Annotated in this window: 18 protein-coding genes and 1 riboswitch; of the genes, 2 read left to right on the top strand and 16 right to left on the bottom strand. The window is 60.8% G+C overall.

Annotated elements, in window-relative coordinates; translation table 11 throughout:
• Positions 1-140: 140 nt before the first annotated feature.
• From ACR0BK_RS04275 to cbiE, 9 genes are all read right to left on the bottom strand, one after another.
• Positions 141-1,325: a CaiB/BaiF CoA transferase family protein gene (locus ACR0BK_RS04275; RefSeq protein WP_480517644.1), complete on the bottom strand. Its 1,185-nt coding sequence runs from the start codon at positions 1,323-1,325 to the stop codon at positions 141-143.
• A complete protein-coding gene (locus tag ACR0BK_RS04270) occupies positions 1,312-2,931 on the bottom strand; it encodes a thiamine pyrophosphate-binding protein (RefSeq protein WP_480553853.1) in 1,620 nt (539 codons plus the stop codon). The genes ACR0BK_RS04275 and ACR0BK_RS04270 overlap by 14 nt, the downstream gene beginning before the upstream one ends.
• Before the next feature lie 79 nt (positions 2,932-3,010).
• On the bottom strand, positions 3,011-3,469 hold the full coding sequence (locus ACR0BK_RS04265; RefSeq protein ID WP_480553852.1) for a DUF302 domain-containing protein: 459 nt from the start codon (positions 3,467-3,469) through the stop codon (positions 3,011-3,013).
• 72 nt (positions 3,470-3,541) lie between these two features.
• Entirely contained in the window at positions 3,542-4,300 is a 759-nt protein-coding gene (gene cobF, locus ACR0BK_RS04260; protein WP_480553851.1) for a precorrin-6A synthase (deacetylating), read from the bottom strand.
• Positions 4,293-5,021, bottom strand: a complete 729-nt coding sequence (cobA, locus tag ACR0BK_RS04255; RefSeq protein WP_480553850.1) for a uroporphyrinogen-III C-methyltransferase — start codon at positions 5,019-5,021, stop codon at positions 4,293-4,295. The genes cobF and cobA overlap by 8 nt, the downstream gene beginning before the upstream one ends.
• Entirely contained in the window at positions 5,018-6,340 is a 1,323-nt protein-coding gene (locus tag ACR0BK_RS04250; RefSeq protein WP_480553849.1) for a cobyrinic acid a,c-diamide synthase CobB, read from the bottom strand. The genes cobA and ACR0BK_RS04250 overlap by 4 nt, the downstream gene beginning before the upstream one ends.
• The gene (cobM, locus tag ACR0BK_RS04245) at positions 6,327-7,121 is read right to left on the bottom strand and encodes a precorrin-4 C(11)-methyltransferase (RefSeq protein WP_480517632.1); all 795 of its coding nucleotides are present in this window, start codon (positions 7,119-7,121) and stop codon (positions 6,327-6,329) included. Before cobM ends, ACR0BK_RS04250 begins: the two co-directional genes overlap by 14 nt.
• On the bottom strand, positions 7,118-7,486 hold the full coding sequence (locus tag ACR0BK_RS04240) for a cobalamin biosynthesis protein (RefSeq protein ID WP_480476793.1): 369 nt from the start codon (positions 7,484-7,486) through the stop codon (positions 7,118-7,120). Before ACR0BK_RS04240 ends, cobM begins: the two co-directional genes overlap by 4 nt.
• Complete coding sequence (cbiE, locus tag ACR0BK_RS04235) at positions 7,483-8,682, bottom strand: precorrin-6y C5,15-methyltransferase (decarboxylating) subunit CbiE (protein WP_480553848.1); 1,200 nt, start codon at positions 8,680-8,682, stop codon at positions 7,483-7,485. Before cbiE ends, ACR0BK_RS04240 begins: the two co-directional genes overlap by 4 nt.
• On the opposite strand from cbiE, the gene ACR0BK_RS04230 reads away from it, so the two are divergent.
• A complete protein-coding gene (locus tag ACR0BK_RS04230) occupies positions 8,681-9,412 on the top strand; it encodes a cobalt-precorrin-6A reductase (protein WP_480553847.1) in 732 nt (243 codons plus the stop codon). The genes cbiE and ACR0BK_RS04230 overlap by 2 nt on opposite strands.
• Here the strand turns inward: ACR0BK_RS04230 and cobJ are convergent.
• The 7 genes from cobJ to ACR0BK_RS04195 are packed head-to-tail and all read right to left on the bottom strand — an operon-like array spanning position 9,403 to position 17,367.
• Complete coding sequence (gene cobJ / locus ACR0BK_RS04225; protein ID WP_480553846.1) at positions 9,403-10,167, bottom strand: precorrin-3B C(17)-methyltransferase; 765 nt, start codon at positions 10,165-10,167, stop codon at positions 9,403-9,405. The genes ACR0BK_RS04230 and cobJ overlap by 10 nt on opposite strands.
• Positions 10,164-10,892, bottom strand: a complete 729-nt coding sequence (locus tag ACR0BK_RS04220; protein WP_480473500.1) for a precorrin-2 C(20)-methyltransferase — start codon at positions 10,890-10,892, stop codon at positions 10,164-10,166. The genes cobJ and ACR0BK_RS04220 overlap by 4 nt, the downstream gene beginning before the upstream one ends.
• Positions 10,889-11,518, bottom strand: coding sequence for a precorrin-8X methylmutase (locus ACR0BK_RS04215; RefSeq protein ID WP_480473498.1), 630 nt, complete (start codon positions 11,516-11,518; stop codon positions 10,889-10,891). The genes ACR0BK_RS04220 and ACR0BK_RS04215 overlap by 4 nt, the downstream gene beginning before the upstream one ends.
• Positions 11,518-12,639, bottom strand: coding sequence for a cobalamin biosynthesis protein CobG (locus ACR0BK_RS04210; protein WP_480553845.1), 1,122 nt, complete (start codon positions 12,637-12,639; stop codon positions 11,518-11,520). The genes ACR0BK_RS04215 and ACR0BK_RS04210 overlap by 1 nt, the downstream gene beginning before the upstream one ends.
• Entirely contained in the window at positions 12,636-15,929 is a 3,294-nt protein-coding gene (cobN, locus tag ACR0BK_RS04205; protein ID WP_480553844.1) for a cobaltochelatase subunit CobN, read from the bottom strand. Before cobN ends, ACR0BK_RS04210 begins: the two co-directional genes overlap by 4 nt.
• A 3-nt stretch (positions 15,930-15,932) precedes the next feature.
• Entirely contained in the window at positions 15,933-16,988 is a 1,056-nt protein-coding gene (gene cobW / locus ACR0BK_RS04200) for a cobalamin biosynthesis protein CobW (protein ID WP_480553843.1), read from the bottom strand.
• 4 nt (positions 16,989-16,992) lie between these two features.
• Positions 16,993-17,367 (bottom strand): DUF1636 family protein, encoded by a 375-nt coding sequence (locus tag ACR0BK_RS04195; RefSeq protein ID WP_480504576.1) that lies wholly within the window; start codon positions 17,365-17,367, stop codon positions 16,993-16,995.
• 94 nt (positions 17,368-17,461) lie between these two features.
• Positions 17,462-17,666, bottom strand: a riboswitch (cobalamin riboswitch).
• Positions 17,667-17,768: 102 nt separating this feature from the next.
• Between ACR0BK_RS04195 and ACR0BK_RS04190 the strand changes: the two genes are divergently transcribed.
• The gene (locus tag ACR0BK_RS04190; RefSeq protein ID WP_480517776.1) at positions 17,769-18,764 is read left to right on the top strand and encodes an NAD(P)-dependent oxidoreductase; all 996 of its coding nucleotides are present in this window, start codon (positions 17,769-17,771) and stop codon (positions 18,762-18,764) included.
• Positions 18,765-18,847 lie beyond the last annotated feature (83 nt).

The raw sequence follows: 18,847 nt of genomic DNA, 5'->3' as shown, positions 1-18,847 counted from the left end.
ATGTAACAGAGTGTGCGAGAGCGGCGTATCAGTATCGACCCCGCTCTCGAATTGGTGAAATGTCGTGTGTAAGAAAGTCGAAAAAATCCGCCGATTCAAAGGCATGTTTCAGCAACTTGCCGCCTAGTTGTGCAAGTGTTTCAATCGTCGAACGGGTTTTCAGCGCTTAACACCCAGTCAGTATCGGCCCCGCAGGTGGGTGGCGCGCTGCGATATGTTACAGGCGTGCGTGACAAGTTCAGGGGATTCCCGATCAGGTTCACGATACCGGGCTGGGCCTGCATCGAAATCTGCATTTTTCGTGCTGCCACCTGTTCCGTATCAAAAACCTGATCCAGCGTCTGGACCGGTCCTACGGGCACTTTCACGGCTTCAAGACCGGAAATTACTGATCGTGTATCCAGACCTTGGACAGCGGGCCGTAGAATGGCGTTTAGCGCATCACGGTGTTCCAGTCGCGCCGGGTTGGTCACGAATCTGGGGTTGTCGGCAAGTTCGGGTTGTCCCAGGAAACCGCACAGCTTTCTGAACTGGCCATCATTTCCAACCGCCAGAATGACATGCCCATCGGATGTCTCGTAAACGTCATAAGGCACGATGTTGGGGTGCCCGTTTCCACGGCGCTGCGGAACGTTGCCAGAAGTCAGGTAATTGACGCCCTCGTTGATCAGCCATGCGATCTGAGAATCAACAAGTGCCAGATCGACCTGCTGACCTTCACCGGTCAGGTCGCGGTGGCGCAGCGCGGCCAGAATGCCAACGCTTGCATACATTCCGCACATCACATCAGCGATGCCGACCCCCACTTTCATCGGCGCGCCTTCCGGGTCGCCGGTCAGGGACATGATCCCGCCATAGCCCTGTGCCATCAGGTCATAGCCGGGTTTGCTGGCATTTGGCCCGGTTTGGCCGTAGCCCGAGATCGAGCAGTAAACGAGGCTAGGGAATTCCTGCGACAGGGTGGCATAGTCCAGCCCGTATTTCGCGAGACCGCCGGGTTTGAAATTCTCAATCAGAATATCCGCGTGTGAGGCCAGCCGCCGTACTTCCGCCTGACCTTTCTCGGTTGCGATATCCAGGGCCACAGATTTCTTGTTTCGGTTCGCTGACATGAAATAGGCGCTCAGGTCCGAACGGTTGCCATCGGCATCGGTGACATAGGGCGGACCCCATTGCCGCGTGTCGTCGCCCCCGGTGGCAGGGTTCTCGATCTTGATGACACTTGCGCCCAGATCACCCAGCAACTGCGTGCAGGTTGGCCCGGCCAGAATTCGGCTGAGGTCCAGAACTTTGACGCCCTTCAGCGGGCCCTCAGATGCGGCCATCGTATCCTCCACGGTCGATTTCAGCGGCGATGACGGTAAATGTCTCGGCCTTTACAGCAGCTTCAAGTGCTGCACGCAACTCTGCCCGGTTGCGGACAGTGTGGCCGTTCCCACCAAATGCACGGCCCATGGCGGCGAAGTCATGGTGGCCGAAATCCACGCCATTCTTGCCCATCTGCCGCTGCCGCTGTTTCAACTCGATAAGGGCAAGGCTGGCATCTACGAAGACAAGAAAGATCGGATTGCCGCCCATTTCAGCTGCCGTCGACAATTCCCCGGCGACCATCAGAAGCCCGGCATCACCCGAAAAGCTGATCACCGGGCGGTCGGGCTCGGCCAGTTTCAGACCAATGGCCATTGGGACAGCACAGCCCATGGTGCAGAGCGCCGAGGATTGGATCAGCCCACGTTCTTCGCTGCATTCCCACATCTGGCTCAGCAGAATGCGATGCGCGCCGCTGTCAGCGGTTGCGAGTGTTTCGGGGGGCAGGGTCGTGCGCGTTTCGGCGATGACAGCGGCGGGTCCCCAGTCCTCATCGGTGGGAAAGGCCAATGCCAGTGCGGTTTTGACCTGCGCGGGCTCACCACCCGGCCATGTCGTGCGGGCGGGGTTTCCCTTGGCAATGGCCTCAAGCGTCTCGCCCGTGTCGGCCACCAGATTAAGACCCGCCTGATGCATGTAGTGGTCATTGATCACCGCTGATATGTCGATGACGCGCTTTTCTTCGGGGTCCCAGATTTCGCGCCAGCCGGGGCGCATTTCGATCGGGTCATACCCCAGACACAGCACCAGATCGGCTTGTTCGACCAATGGGACAAGGTGCTTGTCTGCCAAAGGCGACAGGCCAGCGCCGCCCAAACACAATGGGTGATCTTCGGGAACAACACCCTTGGCCTTGTAGGTGGTCACAAATGGAATTCCGAAATGTTCCAAAAACGCCTGCACCACACTGCGCGAGTCGTCATAGAGGACATCGAGACCAATAATGGCGATTGGGCGCTCGGCCTCAGCCACCCAGCGCCGGGCTTTTTCAAGGCATTCACCATTGGGACTGACAGGCGCGACCTTGGCCAGACGGCGGCGTTTCACACCCGTCACTGGCGTATCGGCGACCGAGATCGGAACATCGATATGGACCGGGCCCGGTCGCGGCTGTGTGGCAAGCGACACAGCCTTGTCTGCGACGATATCCGCGCCCTTGGCCGTCAGTGTGAACGTGCCCTTGGTGATGGAACGGTAAACCTGGCTGTGATCCATGACCTGATGAGTATAGGTCAGCGCCTCGTCCGCATCGACGCAACCGGTCAGAACGATCATCGGAACACGGTCCTGCAACGCATTGGCCACCACATTGATGCCGTTCATCGCGCCCGGACCCAAAGTGGCGACCAGAATCGCAGGCGCGCCGTCGCGGTGATGCACGGCCTCGGCCATGAATCCGGCCGAGTTTTCATGTTTTGTCAGATGAAAGGTGATGCCCGCCTTTTCAAGCGCATCCACCAGTGTCAGCACCTCACCCCCCGGCATTCCAAAGGCGTGGCGGCACCCCGCTTCATACAGGCGTTGGGCCAGAAGATCGGCGGCGCGCGGCGTGGGGTCCTGCATCAGTCATGCTCCGAGATAACCGTTTCGAAGCAGATTGCGGAGGACGCCACCAGACGCAAGGCGGATCACGTCAGTGTGACTATTTGACTGCGTCTTCGGCAACGGATTGAAAGGTTTTATCAAGTTCTGCGGCAATGTCCTGCAAGGCTTGCCCGCCTTCCGCAATGTAAGGGTCAAACACGAAACTGGGGGTCTTGTAAGACAGGGTTGCGGTTCCGTCCTCATTCTCGGTGACATAGAAACGGATCGGTGCTTCGATCATCGCATTGGTAGAGGTTTCCAGCACCCTTACCGCGTAATCGTTGTTGAACGCGCCAATAACCAGATTGCCCGGAATGGTGATTCCGCGCGCCGCAGCTGCCTTGGTGGGTCCAGCCTGCGTAACCACAATCAGCCCGTTGTCCTTGATCGCAGCCTTGGTTGCGTCGACCAGTTCCGAGTAGGTCTTGTCCGCAGGAAACACGGCCCAACCGGTTGGGCCGTCTTGTGCCCAAACGGGTAAAGTGATCAGGCAGAGCAAGGGAATGAGGGCTTTCATTGTCACGTCTCCTGTATTGAGGTGCAACCTGTGTGCCAGACCTTACCGTCCCGCGACATCACAAACCCGTGTTCATGTGCCCGTGCGGTTTTTCCGGCGCGTCTTTAACAGGTAGATATCCATGATCCAGCCATGTTCGGCGCGGGCCCTCGCCCGGGTCTCAAGGATATTTTGCGCAACCTCATCCAGCGGGCCACTAATCAGAACCTCTTCTTTCATACCTACATAGGCGCCCCACCAGATGTCATAATCTGCCAAATCAAGGGTTTGGAACGAGCATTCGCCGTCCAGCATCACCGCGACGTTCGAGGCCGCATCGGGCCAGCCTTCATCCCGGATACGACGACCGGTTGTAACAACGTAAGGTGCGCCTAGATCATTGATCGGAATCGCATGGGCAGCGGTCAGCGCCTGCAACGCGGTGATGCCGGGGATAACATTGGTATTGGGTTGCGGGTTCAACCGGGCAGCGATGCGCAATGAGCTGTCATAGAGGGACGGATCCCCCCAGATCAGCAACGCGACATTCTGCGCCTCTGGATGAGCGGCAATGGCCGCTTGCCAGCGCAGGGCGATGGCGTCGTGCCATTCATCGACACCGCGCAGGTAACCATCGTCGGCCCGGCGTTGGGGAATATCGAAATAGGCGATTTGCGGCGGTGTTTCGGCGACGCGTTCGATGATCGCTTCACGCAGCCCGGCCAGGTCAGCCTTGTTTTCCCCTTTGCGCGGAATCAGGATCAAATCTGCCGCCTGGATCGTCTGCGCGCCCTGAAATGTTACATGATCCGGATTGCCGGTGCCGATGCCGATCAGGCTCAGATCAATCATCGTCGAACTCCGCCAGCGGGCCGTAAAGAATCAGTGCCGGTGCTTTGCCGATCTCGGTTTTCAGCTGCTCTGCAAGCGCGCCAATCGTGGCGCGTTGCAGTTTTTGGTCGGGGGTTGAGACGGATTCGGCCATAAGCGCCGGAGTATCCAACGGCAATCCTTGAGTGTGCAGGGCTTCGACGAGCAAGGGGAAGGTGCGTTTGCCCATGAAAACGACGGTGGTGGCCTGTGGATCGGCCAGCGCCTTCAGGTTCAGGTCGTCGGGCAGCTCACCACTGACGTCATGGCCGGTCACGAACTGAACCCGTCGGGCCGTAAGCCTGCGCGTCAATGGAATGCCTGCGGCCGCTGCCGCTGCCACTGCTGAGGGGACGCCGGGAATGATCTCATAGGCGATACCGGCTGCGCGCAGGGCGACAAGCTCTTCCTCAAGCCGTCCGAACATACCGCCGTCGCCGGATTTTAGGCGCACCACATGCTGACCGGACTGCGCGTAATCCACCAGCAACCGGCTGACATGGTCCTGCTTGGGTGACGGACGACCGGCCCGCTTTCCGACACCAACCAGATCCGCATCGTCGCGCGCATGGCTCAGGATCGGGCCGCTGCTGAGATCGTCGAACAAGATCGCGTCGGCCTTTTGCATCCGGTCCACCGCCTTGAGCGTCAGCAGTTCCGGATCGCCGGGGCCAGAGCCGACGAAAGAGACAAAGCCGCTCATGCCGACGCCTCCGCAATCAGGTGAAAGAACGTGCCAGTGACATTGCCACGCAGTGATCCGGTTTGCGGGCCTTCTTCCCCTTCGGCGTCAAACACGCGTGCCAATGGGGCGTCCGGTTGGTCCACGATCGAGGAATAATGGAACTCGTGTCCGCGCAATGCCGATCCTTTGGCAAAGCCGGGCATAGGGGCCAGAAGGGCGGCCTTTCTATAACCAAGGTTGAACTTGCGCTTCTGATAAGATGTGACAAGGCCCAGCAAACCAGCCATTTCATGGTGTAAGCCGTCCTTGTCGATCAGCGCCTGACCAAGCGCCATGTAGCCGCCGCATTCTCCGTGCACCGGTTTTGTTTCCGCGTGTTTACGCAAACCACTCAGAAAGGTGGTGGCCGCTGCCAATGTTCCGGCGTGCAATTCGGGATACCCGCCGGGCAACCAGACCAGATCGGCATCCGCCGCCGGAGGTTCGTCTGCCAAGGGTGAAAAAGGCAAGATCTCGGCACCCGCATCGTGCCACCCTTGCAAAAGGTGGGGATAGGTAAAGGAAAAGGCGGCATCACGGGCCAGCGCGATCCGCTGGGCCGGGGGCCGCGGCAGTGCGGCTGACGAAGGTCCGCTGGGGCCTGAGGAAGCTGCCCGCTTGATTGCGTCAAGGTCCACATGTTCTCGTAAAAACGCAGCATAGCCTACAATGGCGCTTTCCAGATCGGGGTGTTCGACCGCCTGAATAAGTCCCAGATGCCGCTCTGGCAGGGTCAAATCACCACGGCGGGGCAGCACGCCCAGAACAGGCAGGCCCGCGCGCTCCATTCCCAGACGGGTCAGGCGTTCGTGGCGGGGGCTGGCGCATCGGTTCAGGATCACTCCGGCAAAGGGCAGATCGGGATTGTACATCCTGAACCCCAGCGCCGTTGCCGCCGCTGATTGTGCCTGCCCGCCCACATCCAGCACAAGCACAACGGACCAGCCCATGTGCAGGGCGGTCTCGGCGCTCGAACCGTGCCCAACTTCGCCAGGCTTTGCGACACCGTCGAACAAACCCATCGAGCCCTCGGCCACCACAATGTCAGCGCCTTCGGCCTGAGCAGAAATTGCACTGAGCAGGGGATCTGCCATCGCCCAGCTGTCCAGATTGAACGAAGCCCGCCCGGCAGCTGCCCGGTGAAAGGCGGGATCGATATAATCCGGCCCGCTTTTAAAGGGTTGCACGGTCAGGCCATCTTCGGCCAGCGCGCGCAAAAGGCCCAGCATGACCGTCGTCTTGCCAGTACCCGAAGAGGGTGCTGAAATCAGAATACCCGGAGGGTTAGTCATCACCATGTCTCCAGCTTGACCAAGGGCTGTCGGCGCTTTGCGGGCGATAGCGGCGGTCGTAATCTCTGGAATAAAGACAGCTTTCGTCAAAACCCTCACCGGCCAACGCAGGGCCAACCATGATCAAAGCCGTGCGCGAGATGCTTTCATCCAGCGACCCTTTCAGGGTTTCCAGCGTTGCGCGGATGATCTGTTCATCCGGCCAGCTTGCGCGATATACAACGGCCACCGGGCAATCGGCACCATAAGCCGGGGTCAGGTCTGCGATAACCTTGTCCAGATTGCCGATTGACAGATGAATGGCCAGTGTCGCGCCGGTACGGGCAAAATTAACCAGGGTTTCACCTTCGGGCATGGATGACGCGCGCCCCGGCGTTCTGGTCAGAACCACCGACTGCGCCAGTCCCGGCAGGGTTAGTTCGGTGCCCAGGGCCGCTGCGGCGGCGGCAAAGGATGGTACGCCAGGGGTGACGCTGACCGGAATGCCCACTTCTTTCAGGCGCCGGATTTGTTCGCCCATCGCTGACCAGACTGACAAATCGCCCGAATGCAGCCGTGCCACGTCCTGACCCGCTTTATGCGCGACTTCGATCTCGGCCATGATCTGGTCCAGATCCATGGGCGCAGTGTTGATGATTTTTGCGTCTTTGGGGCAGTGGCTCAGAATTTCCGCTGGCACCAGCGATCCGGCATAAAGGCACACGGGGCACGAGGCTATGATGTCGCGCCCACGCAATGTCAACAGGTCTGCAGCGCCCGGTCCGGCGCCGATGAAATGAACGGTCATGTTTGTCCTCCGATGGCGATGGCGCAGGTGGCCAGCCGGTCGTCCGAAATATGTCTGGGTGAAAGCAGTCGCGCGCCGGACCCGGCGGCGGCAAGGGCCGATGCTTCGGCAACGCTGCCGGTGCCATAAGCGGCACGGCTTCGGTTCGAGCATGTCAGGGTTCGTTGTCCGGCCAAATCGGCAGCCGCCACGAAATGCAGCGGAAGAGCAAGGCTTTCCGCAAAGGCCACCAGCGCAGAGTGGCCGTTTTTGTCAGCGACCGTCGCCAGAGCTTGGACATCATGGCTGGCCGCTGCCGCGTCATAGGCGGCGCGCAAACTGTCTGCCGTCGCGTCTGATGAGAAGCCCAAGCCTGCCACGATCATAACGTCACGCTCCACTGGACAACCGGATAGGCAGATTTCCAGCCGCGCCGCGGTCCGAGGGGTGCAGAATGAGCCAGTTCGATCCGCAACAGGTCTCCGCCCAGATCTTGGTGCCAACGCGCCAACAAGGCTTCGCTCTCCAGCGTTACCGCGTTGGCGACCATCCGTGTGCCAGCGGGCAGGGCGTCGCGAAGCCACGCCAGCAGGCTGGCGCTTAGCCCACCGCCGATGAAAACCACATCCGGCAGGGGCAAACCGGCCAGCGCTTCGGGTGCAGTGCCGCGGACAACCTGTAACCGATCCTGCCCCAGCGCGTCGGCATTGCGGCGAATGCGTTCGGCCCTGTCGGCGCGGGGTTCGATACTGGCGGCGGTCAGGGTCGGGTCGCACATCAGCCATTCAATACTGATCGAGCCGGTGCCACCGCCAATGTCCCACAGATGTTCGCCCCGCTGCGGTGCCAGTGCGGACAGGGTCAGTGCCCGGATCGGGCGTTTGGTGATCTGGCCGTCGGTTTCAAATAGATCATCCGGCTTGCCCGAGGCCTTGGACAGTCCCTGCCCAGTGCCGGTCACTTCCAACCCGACGCAGACAGGATGATCGAAGGTTCCCAGCAGAGCTTCGGTCAGGCTCACTGTCTGGATGCTTTCCCGCGGGCCGCCGAGGGCCTGCATCACATGCAACGCGCTGTCGGCAAAACCGGTTTCGCTCAGATATGTCGCCAGTTCAGCAACCGCCTTGCCGTCACGCAAAAGCACAATGGCATGAAGATCCGGGGCCAGATGCGGCCGCAATCGGGTCAAAGGCGCAGCGTGCAGGCCGAACGTCGGCGTGCTTTCCAAAGGCCAGCCCAGCCGCGCGGCGGCCAGCGAAAACGTGGACTGGCCGGGCAGGGCGGTCCACTCTTTGGCATCGAAGTTACGCGCGATGACGGACCCTGCGCCAAACCAGAACGGATCACCTGACGCCAGAACCACCGTCTGCCGTCCGCGCAGGCCTTTCAGGATCGGCAATCCGTCCGAGAACGGCACCGGCCATTCGACCCGTTCAGCCTCGTTTTCCGGCAGCAGCGACAGGTGACGAGGCGGCCCCATGATCACTTCGGCCCGGTCCAGCACTTGACGGCTTGCAGGCGACAGGCCATCAAGCCCATCTTCGCCCAATCCCAAAACGGTCAGCCACGGAGACTCAGACATGCCCAACCTCCTGATTCTTGGCGGCACGACCGAGGCCAACGCTTTGGCCAAAGCTGTTGCGGAACAAGGGATTACGGCTGTGTATTCTTACGCGGGACGGGTGGAAACCCCGCGTCCGCAGCCGTTGCCGGTGCGAGTTGGCGGGTTTGGCGGCCCGGAAGGTCTGGCCCACTACATCCGTGAAAACGCGATCACCCATGTCGTGGATGCGACCCATCCATTTGCGGCGCAGATGAGCCGGAACGCGATTGAGGCGTGTCACACAACTCAGGTTCCACTGGCCGCCTTGACCCGCGCGGCGTGGAAGCCGCAACCCGGCGATGTCTGGCACCGCGTGCCCGATATCCCTGCCGCCGTCGATGCGCTTGCAGGTGATCCTCAGCGTGTGTTCCTGGCTGTCGGACGTATGCATCTTGAAGACTTTGCTGCCCAGCCCCAGCACCACTACCTGCTGCGTCTGGTGGACGAACCCGACAGCTTGCCCTTGCCTCTGGCGCAGATTGTCGTGGCCCGGGGTCCTTTTGCAGAAGCCGAAGACCGCGCACTGATGCAGCAACATAGGACGCAACTTGTGGTGTCCAAGAACGCGGGCGGCTCGGGCGCGCGCGCCAAGCTGGACGCAGCGCGGGCGCTGGGCCTGCCAGTGCTTATGATCGACCGCCCGGTGCTTCCCAAGCGGACCGAGCTTTCGACTGTCGCACAGGTTCTGGACTGGCTGTCTCATCCCTGATCCTCGACCGGGGTGAAGCGTGGCGTATAGACGATCGGCGTGCCATTGCGTTCGATGACGCGAGTGCGCGACGAGCCGACAATTACCACGGTCTGCATATCCGCCATCTCGGGCGTGGCCTCGGCCAGTGTGGAAATCCGGATCGCCTCATCCGCTCGTGACACGGCGCGCGCAAACAGGATCACCCGCTCGGGCTCGCATTCTTCGCGCAGGATTTCCAATGTCTTTACAAGACCTTCCGGGCGAGACTTCGAGCGGGGGTTGTAGAATGCCATCGAGAAATCGGCCTGCGCAGCCAAGCGCAGGCGTTTTTCGATCAGCGACCAGGGCTTTAGGTTGTCGCTAAGGTTGATGGCGCAGAAATCATGCCCCATCGGAGCGCCTGCGCGGGCAGATGCGGCCAGCATCGCGGTGATCCCCGGCAGCACATCTATCTGAATGTCACGCCATTCTGTTGGGCCATTCTCCAACGCTTCGAACACAGCTGCAGCCATAGCAAACACACCGGGATCGCCCGAGGACACAACAACCACCCGCCTGCCGTCGGCGGCCATTTGCAGCGCGTGTTGCGAGCGGTCGATTTCAACCCGGTTGTCACTGGCGTGCAGGGTCAGGCCGGGGCGGTCGGCCACGCGGGCCACATAAGGGATATAGCCCACCACATCAGTGGCGTCGGCCAAAGCCGCTGTAACTTCGGGGGTGACCAGCGCTTCGTTGCCCGGACCAAGGCCTGCGATCTTGACCCAGCCGCTCATGGTCGGCGTCCCTGACCATGAACAACGATGATCGAGAAATACGGGGTGATCTTCTCGCAGGCCTCAGACAGTTTTGTCACCGTCTGGTTCGGCATTTGCGCGTATTCGACAATCCATGCGCGGTCGTACAACCCGGAGGTTTTCAGTGCGCGTTTCACCTTGTCGATGTTCCGCCCGATCTTCATCACGACCAAAGCATCTGTCTTCGCCATGCGTTCAGCTAGAACCTCCTCGGGCAGGGTGCCGACCAGAACGGTCAGCACATCATCCCCCCAGGTGATCGGATCGCCGGTGGCCGTCCATGCACCGGACATACCGGTGATGGCTGGTACAACCTCGACCGGAGCTTCGTCACGCAACCGATTGTAAAGATGCATGAACGAGCCGTAGAAAAACGGATCGCCCTCACACAGTACCACCACATCCTCACCCTGTTCCGACAGCGTCTTCAGGTGTGCTGTGCACTCTTCATAGAACGCGGCCAGCAACTCGTTATAACGCGGATCAGTGACCGGGATTTCGGTGGTCACCGGGTATTCCATCGGGAATTCAATCGCGCCTTCGGGGATCATCCCGTTGACGATTTTGCGGGCCTGACCGCTGCGACCCGGTTTGCGAAAGAATGCCACGTGTTTGGCGTTGCGTAGAAGGCGATCGGCCCGGACACTCATCAGATCAGGGTCACCGGGGCCAAGGCCCACGCCGTATATGGTACCCATTTTCATTCCGCCCGGCTTGCGATGGCGTTGATGGCTGCAACGGTGATGGCGCTGCCACCCAGACGGCCTTTGACAATGCAGGAGGGGACGGGTTGCGCCTGCCACAACGCGTCTTTGGATTCCACCGCTCCGACAAATCCGACCGGGCAGCCGATGATCGCAGCAGGGCGCGGGCAATCCGGGTCTTCCAGCATGTTCAGCAAGTGAAACAGCGCGGTGGGCGCGTTTCCAATGGCGACCAGAGCACCTTCCAGATGCGGACGCCAGAATTCCAGCGCAGCGGCAGAACGGGTGTTGCTCATCTTGGTGGCCAGAGGGCGCACGCGTTCGTCATGGAGGGTGCAGATCACCTGGTTGTCGGCAGGCAGACGGAAGCGGGTCACACCTTCGCTGACCATGCGCGCGTCACACAGGATCGCCGCGCCGTTTTCCAGCGCCGTGCGTGCGGCCTGCACAAATCCGGGTGAGAAATGTACAAACTCCTCCAGCCCGACCATGCCGGCGGCGTGGATCATCCGAACGGCGACCTGCTCTTCATCGGTATCAAAGCGGGCCAGATCAGCCTCGGACCGGATGGTGGCAAAGCTTTCCTTGTAGATCGCCGCGCCATCAGTTTCGTAAGTGTAGGGCATCAGGTGAAGTCCATGGTCATGAGTGTTTCGGAGTCGAGGCCGCGTTGGCAGGGCTCATCCCCTGCGCAGCCCTGTTTGACAAGATCAAATCGCCCGTTGTTGCCGACCACTGTGATCTCGGCCGGGCCCATATGGGCGCACCCCTTGGCGCAGCCCGAGACATGCAGACGACCGTGAATGCGCCGAGCCAATGCACGGGCGATGTCGCGGGTTTCCACCTGCGCTTGCGGGCAGAACGGCGCGCCGGGGCAGGCGTCGGTTGTCATCATCGGATCGGCTCCGTCCATGACGAAATCCGGGGAGGGTATCGCCGCCCCGCCTTCCAGCAGGATCAGCCGCCACGGGGTGACACGCAGGGCAGAAGCGCCGCCGGCTTCAACCAGTTCACAAAGCTTGCGCGCAGGCAGCGAGCCGAATGCCGCGCCGTAGAGAGAACCCAGTTCACAGGGGCCGGGTTGCAGTTTTTCACCGATAGGACCGGGGGCAAATCCCTGCCAATCCTGTGGCAGCGCGTAGGCGACCCGCGCCATGCGGCGTGTCTCGGCCGTATAGGTCTGGGCAAACCAACGGGCCAGCGCGATCACGTGGTCGATGGCGTCGCCTTCGGCCACACACCGCCCGGTTTTGCAGCCGTCGGCGCGCAGGATCAGACCGTCAGCACCCAGTTCCAGACGAATATCTGCGGAATCCGAGGCCAACAGGCGCGTCGGGCCTGTATCTATGGCAAAACCGAACTTAGCGGGCAGAGCAGGCAGTTCCGCCAGTCGATCGATCAATTCCTGCGTCAGCCGCGCGGTCAAATCGCCCGCCTGATAGAGCGGAGTGACCAGAATATTGCGGCGTACTTCGATGCCGGGTTCCGCATCAAGCAAGTCCAGCGCCGCAAGCTCCACAAGCAACGGCTGGTGGTCGCGCTCATCCACGCCGCGCAGCTGCAGGTTGGCACGATTGGTCAGGTCAATGGTGCCGTTGCCGAACTGTTCGGCCAGTTCGCACAAGCCAATAGCCTGCCTGGCATTCAGTCGCGCCAGACGCGGACGGACCCGCACGACCAGCCCGTCGCCTGACATCATCGGGCGATGCGCGCCGGGACACCAGCCTTGAACGATAGGTGCACTCATCTCAAACCCTCCAAATCGGCCCGGATCGAATTCCGGCGCGTGTTCCAAAGCCCCGCTTCCAGCAATGCACGGAACCTGTCTTGCATGGCCTGATGGGCCTTCGGGTTGGTCTCTTGCAGAAAGGTATCAACGGCCTCATTACCCAATGTGGCTTCGTGATAGAGATCAAACAGATGCGGAGCGACAGTGCCGGACAGATGCGCGAAAGAGGCCATGTGATCCAGCGTCGCAGCAATCTCGGCGGCGCCGCGAAAACCATGGCGCTGCATCCCCGCAATCCAGCCGGGGTTGGCAGCGCGGGCATGAACGACGCGGCTGATTTCTTCCGGCAGAGTCCGGGCGCGCGGATTATCTGGGTTGGTGTTGTCCAGATGGTAAAGCTGAGCGGTGCCCCCAGCGACCTTTTTGGCGGCGGCAAAACCGGCTTCATGCGTGGCATAGTCGTTGGCCAGCAGCAGGTCAGTTTCCGTCAGATCCTGGAGGTGAACAAAACTGTCGGCATTGGCGACACGATCCGTGATTCCCGCTTTGTCCTGCGCGATGTGTTCACCTTCCAGCGCGTACGAGCTGGCCTCAAGCCATGCCTCCCCGGCTTGGGCGCGCGCCTCGTCCGTATAGGTCTCGGACAGATGGGTCATGTTCAGGCCGTAACTGCCGGGTGCCGGGCCAAACACCCGCGTAGCCGGGGCGTGACCGGCATAGGGGTTCCAGTCGGTCGCTTCATCACGCTCTGACAAAGCCCGAACCGCCTGACCATAAAGGGCTGACAATGTGGGGAACACATCGCGAAACAAGCCCGAAACCCGCAGGGTGACGTCCAGACGCGGGCGGCTCAGGTCGGTGATGGGTAAAACTTCGATACCCGAAACCCGCTCGGATCCCTTGTCCCAAACCGGCTTTACACCCAGCAGGTGCAGGGCCATGGCGAATTCTTCGCCCGCAGTGCGCATGGTGGCCGATCCCCACAGATCGACAATCAGCCCTTTCGGGTAATCACCTTCCTCCTGCAAGTGCCGCCGTACCAGTTCCTCGGCCAGTTTCACGCCTTGCGTGTAAGCTGCGCGGGTGGGCACAGATCGCGGATCGGTGGTGTAAAGGTTTCGCCCGGTCGGCAGCACGTCAAAGCGGCCCCGATAGGGCGAGCCGGACGGGCCAGCCTCGATCCTCTTGCCGGCCAGCGCATTGATCAGGGCCTTGCGTTCGGCATGGGCGGATGGGGCTGGGTCGAAACTGCCGGTCACGTCCGGTACACGCCCATAGACGTGCAGCCCGTCGCCGAACTGACTTTCTTTGATATCGCAGACAAAGCGGTCAATGCGCGTGATTGCTTCGGCGGTGCTGGTGGCCTGATCCAGACCCAGATCGTTCTCCAGTCCAATGGCCTGTGCTTCTTCCCGGATATCTTCCTGCAGCCGGTCGCGGCGTCTGGGGTCAAGACCGTCCGCGTTTGAAAATTCGTCCAGCAGGGCTTCCAGCCGCACCATCCGGTCAGGCGTTCCGCTTTCTTTCATGGGAGGCGGGATGTGGCCCAGGGTCACCGCGCCGATCCGGCGTTTGGCCTGCGCGGCCTCGCCCGGGTCGTTGACGATGAACGGGTAGATCACCGGCAGGTCACGGATCAGTGCCTCGGGCCAACAGTTTGCCGATAGGGCGACTGATTTGCCGGGCAGCCATTCCAGCGTGCCATGCGCACCGATATGGATCAGCGCATCCGCTCCAAGACCTTTGCGCAGCCACAAATAGAAGGCGACATAGCTATGGCGCGGGGTGCGCGAAAGGTCGTGATAGTCGTCATCGCGCAGCTCGGGTGTTCCGCGTTCTGGTTGCAGTGCGACCAGTGCCTTGCCGCGTCGCAAAGCCGTGAAGTGAAACGCGTCATGAGCGAAAATTGGGTCTTGCTCGGGATCGCCCCATACGGTGTGCAGATCGGTGCGCAGGGTCTCGGGCAATTCAGCGAGTGCACTCAGATAATCCTCAAGCGGCCACGATACCCGGGCGTCCAAGAGTGTGTCGGCAATCGGTTCGGCAGCCGTGATGTCGTAGCCTTCACCGTGAAGATCAGACAGCATCGCTTCGGCTGAGGCCAACGCGTCGAGACCGACCGCATGGGCCATCTGCCAGTCTTTGCCTGGATATGTGGACAGTACCAACGCGGGGATCTGGTCTGCCTTGGGTTTGTCATTCAGGGCGAGCCAGCCCGATACCCGGTCGATGATCGCCTCGATCCGGTCCGGCTCGGCCCGATGCGCAAAACGCGAGTATTCCAGATGCGGATCGCGCTTGCCCGGCTCTTTGAAGGAGGCAATGCCTGCTGATATTCGCCCGTCCACTTCGGGTAATACCACATGCATGGCGAGGTCGGCAGGCGACAGGCCGCGTTCGGCCTCGGCCCAAGCCTTGCGTCGCGAGGTGGCGAGGGCGACCTGAAACACCGGCACATCCGCCGCGTCCAAAGGCGACGTGCCAGACGCGCCCTTTCCCGAGAATGAAGTGGCGTTGATGATGGCCGATGGTCTCAGGGCAACGACCTGTTCCCTGAGCCAGTTGGCAGCGGCCGGGGCCTTGAGCGACGGGGCGAACAAACCCACCGCCTGGAGCCCGCGGGCGCGCAAGCTGCGGATCAGGGCCGCGACCGGGGCTGTGTCTGCTGATGTCAGATAAGCGCGGTAGAAGGTTACGAGAATGCGTTTAGCATCGTTCTCGAACGCGGAATCCACCGGGATGACACCTTGTTCCGGGCACCACGCACCGCATTCGGGCACGGTTTTCGCGCCCATCACCGGGCCGGCATAAAGCCCTGCTGCTAACGCCATCTGGGCCAATGCGGCCTGCGCGGCGACTTCTCCGCCGGTATCACAAAGATGTGCCAGCCGCCGCAGGGTCGAGAGGGGCAGGGTCGAATACTCATCCAACCGAGTGTCTTCGCGCCCATCCGCCGGTAAAACGGCCAGCGCGATGCCTTTGGCCTGTGCCAGTGCCAGAACCTGTTGCAACCCGTAAGACCAATAGGGCACGCCACCGATCAGACGGATCAGGATGCCCTTTGCGCCTTCAAGTGTCTGTTCAACATAGGTGTCGACGGACAGTGGGTGTTTCAATGCTGCAAGATTGGCCAGTCGCAAGGTTGGCATCCGCCCCTCAGGTCCGCCGCCGCGATGCCAGCCCGCCGCGAAAGCGCCCAGGTCACTGTCGGAAAAGGACAGCACAACCAGATCGGCTGGGCTTTGGCCCAGATCGGTTGGGGTCTCGGTTTCCTCGAGCCCGTGGCTTTCGCGAAAGACGACGTGCATGACTTACTCGGCAACCTCGGTCACACCCACTAGGATATCACGGATCTCAGCCTCTTTGATGTCGTCATGTTCGGCAATGACGACCAGGCGCGAGCGGCGCTCTTCACCGGGCTCCCACGGGCGGTCGTATTGGTGACGAACCCGTGCGCCGACAGCCTGAACCAGCAGGCGCATCGGTTTGCCAGTGACGGCGGCATAGCCTTTGACGCGCAGGATATTCAGCTCAGTTGCCAGACGTTCAATCCTGGCAACCAGTTCCGCCGGGTCGGTCTGTTCCGGCAACTCGACGATGATGCTTTCGAAATCGTCATGCTCATGATCGTGATGGCCATCGTGATGTGACGGGCGCGCGTCCATGTCATTTTCGGCGGCAGCCTCAAGGCCAAGCACGACGCGTACGTCGACGACACCCTCGGCAACCTCGACGACGGGAAGCGGGCGCGGCGCCTCAGCGGCGATGATCTGTTTAGCTTTCGCGACACCTTCGGGACCTGCCAGATCGGGCTTGGTCAGCAGGATGATATCCGCGCACGAGATCTGATCCTCGAACACCTCGGACAAGGGTGTTTCGTGGTCGATCGAGTCATCAGCCAGCCGTTGGGCATCCACCGCTTCAACGTTCGGAGCAAAGCGACCGGCGGCCACGGCCTCCGCATCGGCCAGCGCAATAACGCCATCAACGGTAATTTTCGAACGGATATCAGGCCAATCAAACGCTTTCAGCAGCGGTTTGGGCAGTGCAAGGCCGGATGTTTCGATCAAAATGTGATCCGGGCGCGGTTCCAGCGCCATCAGCGCCTCGATGGTCGGGATGAAATCGTCGGCCACGGTGCAGCAGATGCAGCCGTTTGCCAGTTCCATGATGTTTTCCGCAGGGCATTCCGGAATCGCGCAGGACTTCAGGATGTCGCCATCAACACCCACATCGCCAAACTCGTTAACAACAATCGCAAGGCGCTTGCCCTGCGGGTTCTGCATCAGATGGCGCACCAGCGTGGTTTTGCCCGAGCCCAGAAAGCCGGTGATCACAGTGACGGGGAGTTTTTCAAGGTTCGACATGATCTCAGGCTCCAATCGGGGGAATGCGCGAGGCGCAGTTTTTGCGGAAATGTTCAGGACGGTCGCGCCATTTCACCAGACCATCGCCTGTGGCCAGATACTTAGTCGCGCCATCGATGATGACATCGACGTGATCGATTTCGTTCAGATTCTCGTAAACAAAGGTCCAGCGATCCGGCCCGCCCCGAAGCACGATGGAACAGCCCTGATCACAGTTCGAAAGGCATTCGACCGGTTTCAGAATGATGCCATCCGGCAGGACAGCCTGTTCCAGGGCCTTGTGCAACAATGTGCCGGGTCGCTCAGCGTCATCCTCGACGGGCAGACCCCGGCGGCAAGTCGTGCAGACCAGTAGCTCTACCGGTGCGTTCTCGCTCATGTCTCTCATCCCCCCAAATCCTCTTCGCGGGGGACGGGGTTTCATGCGGGCACCACGTCTGCACATGGACCCGACACCGGAACACCCCGCCCGGTTTCAACTTCGGGTGTTGGCAGGTCTCCCGGCTTGCGGATGCCAGAGCGGTCGCTCTGTCGGATGTCCCGCCTTCCCGGCACAGGCCAGTGGCATTGGGCATCCTCTCCGGTCACGGTCGCGGGGGCGGCTGCGTTTGGCGGATGAACCGTTGACGCATTCCCTTTTCATCGGCTGTCGCCGACACCAACGACAGGGACATGCGGCACCGCTGACCCGCTTGTCAAGCGGTTCGCGCGCAACAAATAAGCCAAGGAGAAAAAAGCGACCTGTAGGCGTCGTTCGGCGGCATGAAGAATGTGTTCGGTATGTGGTCGCATGACGGGAAAACGACGAACTTGGAGATGCGTCATATGAAAGTGGGATTTATCGGTCTGGGTAACGTAGGCGGCAAGCTTTCGGGATCCCTTTTGCGCAACGGCATTGATCTGACTGTGCATGACCTGAACGCGGATCTGGTGGCCGAGTTTGTCGCCAAAGGTGCAAAGGCGGCTGAGGGGCCCGCCCAGTTGATGCGCGATTGCGATGCGGTGATCACCTGTCTGCCGTCTCCGGCAGCATCGGATGCAGTGATGCAGGAGATGTTGCCCGAAGTGGGCCCCGGCAAGATCTGGATGGAGATGTCGACCACGGACGAGGCCGAAGTCAAACGCCTGGGAGCCGAAGTCATATCGCGCGGCGGTGCGGCCGTCGATTGCCCGGTTTCTGGCGGGTGCCACCGTGCCGCGACGGGCAATATCTCGATCTTTGCGGGCTGTGACCGGGAAACGTTTGAACGAATTCTGCCGTTCCTGACGACAATGGGTCGTCGGGTTTTGCACACCGGCGAACTGGGCTCGGCCTCGGTGCTGAAAGTGATGACCAATTATCTTGCCACCGCCAACCTGATCACCTGCGCCGAAGCACTGGTTACGGCAAAGGCTGCGGGGATGGATCTGAACACGACCTATGAGGCGATCAAAATCTCGTCCGGCACGTCCTTCGTGCACGAAACCGAAAGTCAGGTCATCTTGAACGGGTCGCGCGATATTTCCTTCACCATGGATCTGGTGAAGAAGGATATCGGTCTGTTTCAGGAGGTCGCCGACCGCGCCGGGGTGCCGCTGGAAATAAACCCGGTGATGATCAACATCTTTAACGATGGTATCGCACGCTATGGCGAACGCGAGCTTTCACCAAATATTATCAAGCGGCTGGAAGAGGCAACCGGCCTGGATATCACCGCCCCGGGCTTCCCTGCCGAAATGACGGATGATGAGCCGGAGGAGCCGGGATACGAGGTTGTGCCACAAGGGCGCGCCTGAACGTAAAGCACATACCAGACAAAATCGCGCCCCTTGAACGAGCAGGGGTAGGCAGGAGTTCCGAAAAACACGCCATATCTGGC

The sequence above is a fragment of the Ruegeria sp. AF1 genome, assembly GCF_056542125.1.
The sequence above is the reverse complement of the archived record's forward strand: the minus strand, read 5'-3'. Positions and strand labels throughout refer to the sequence as shown.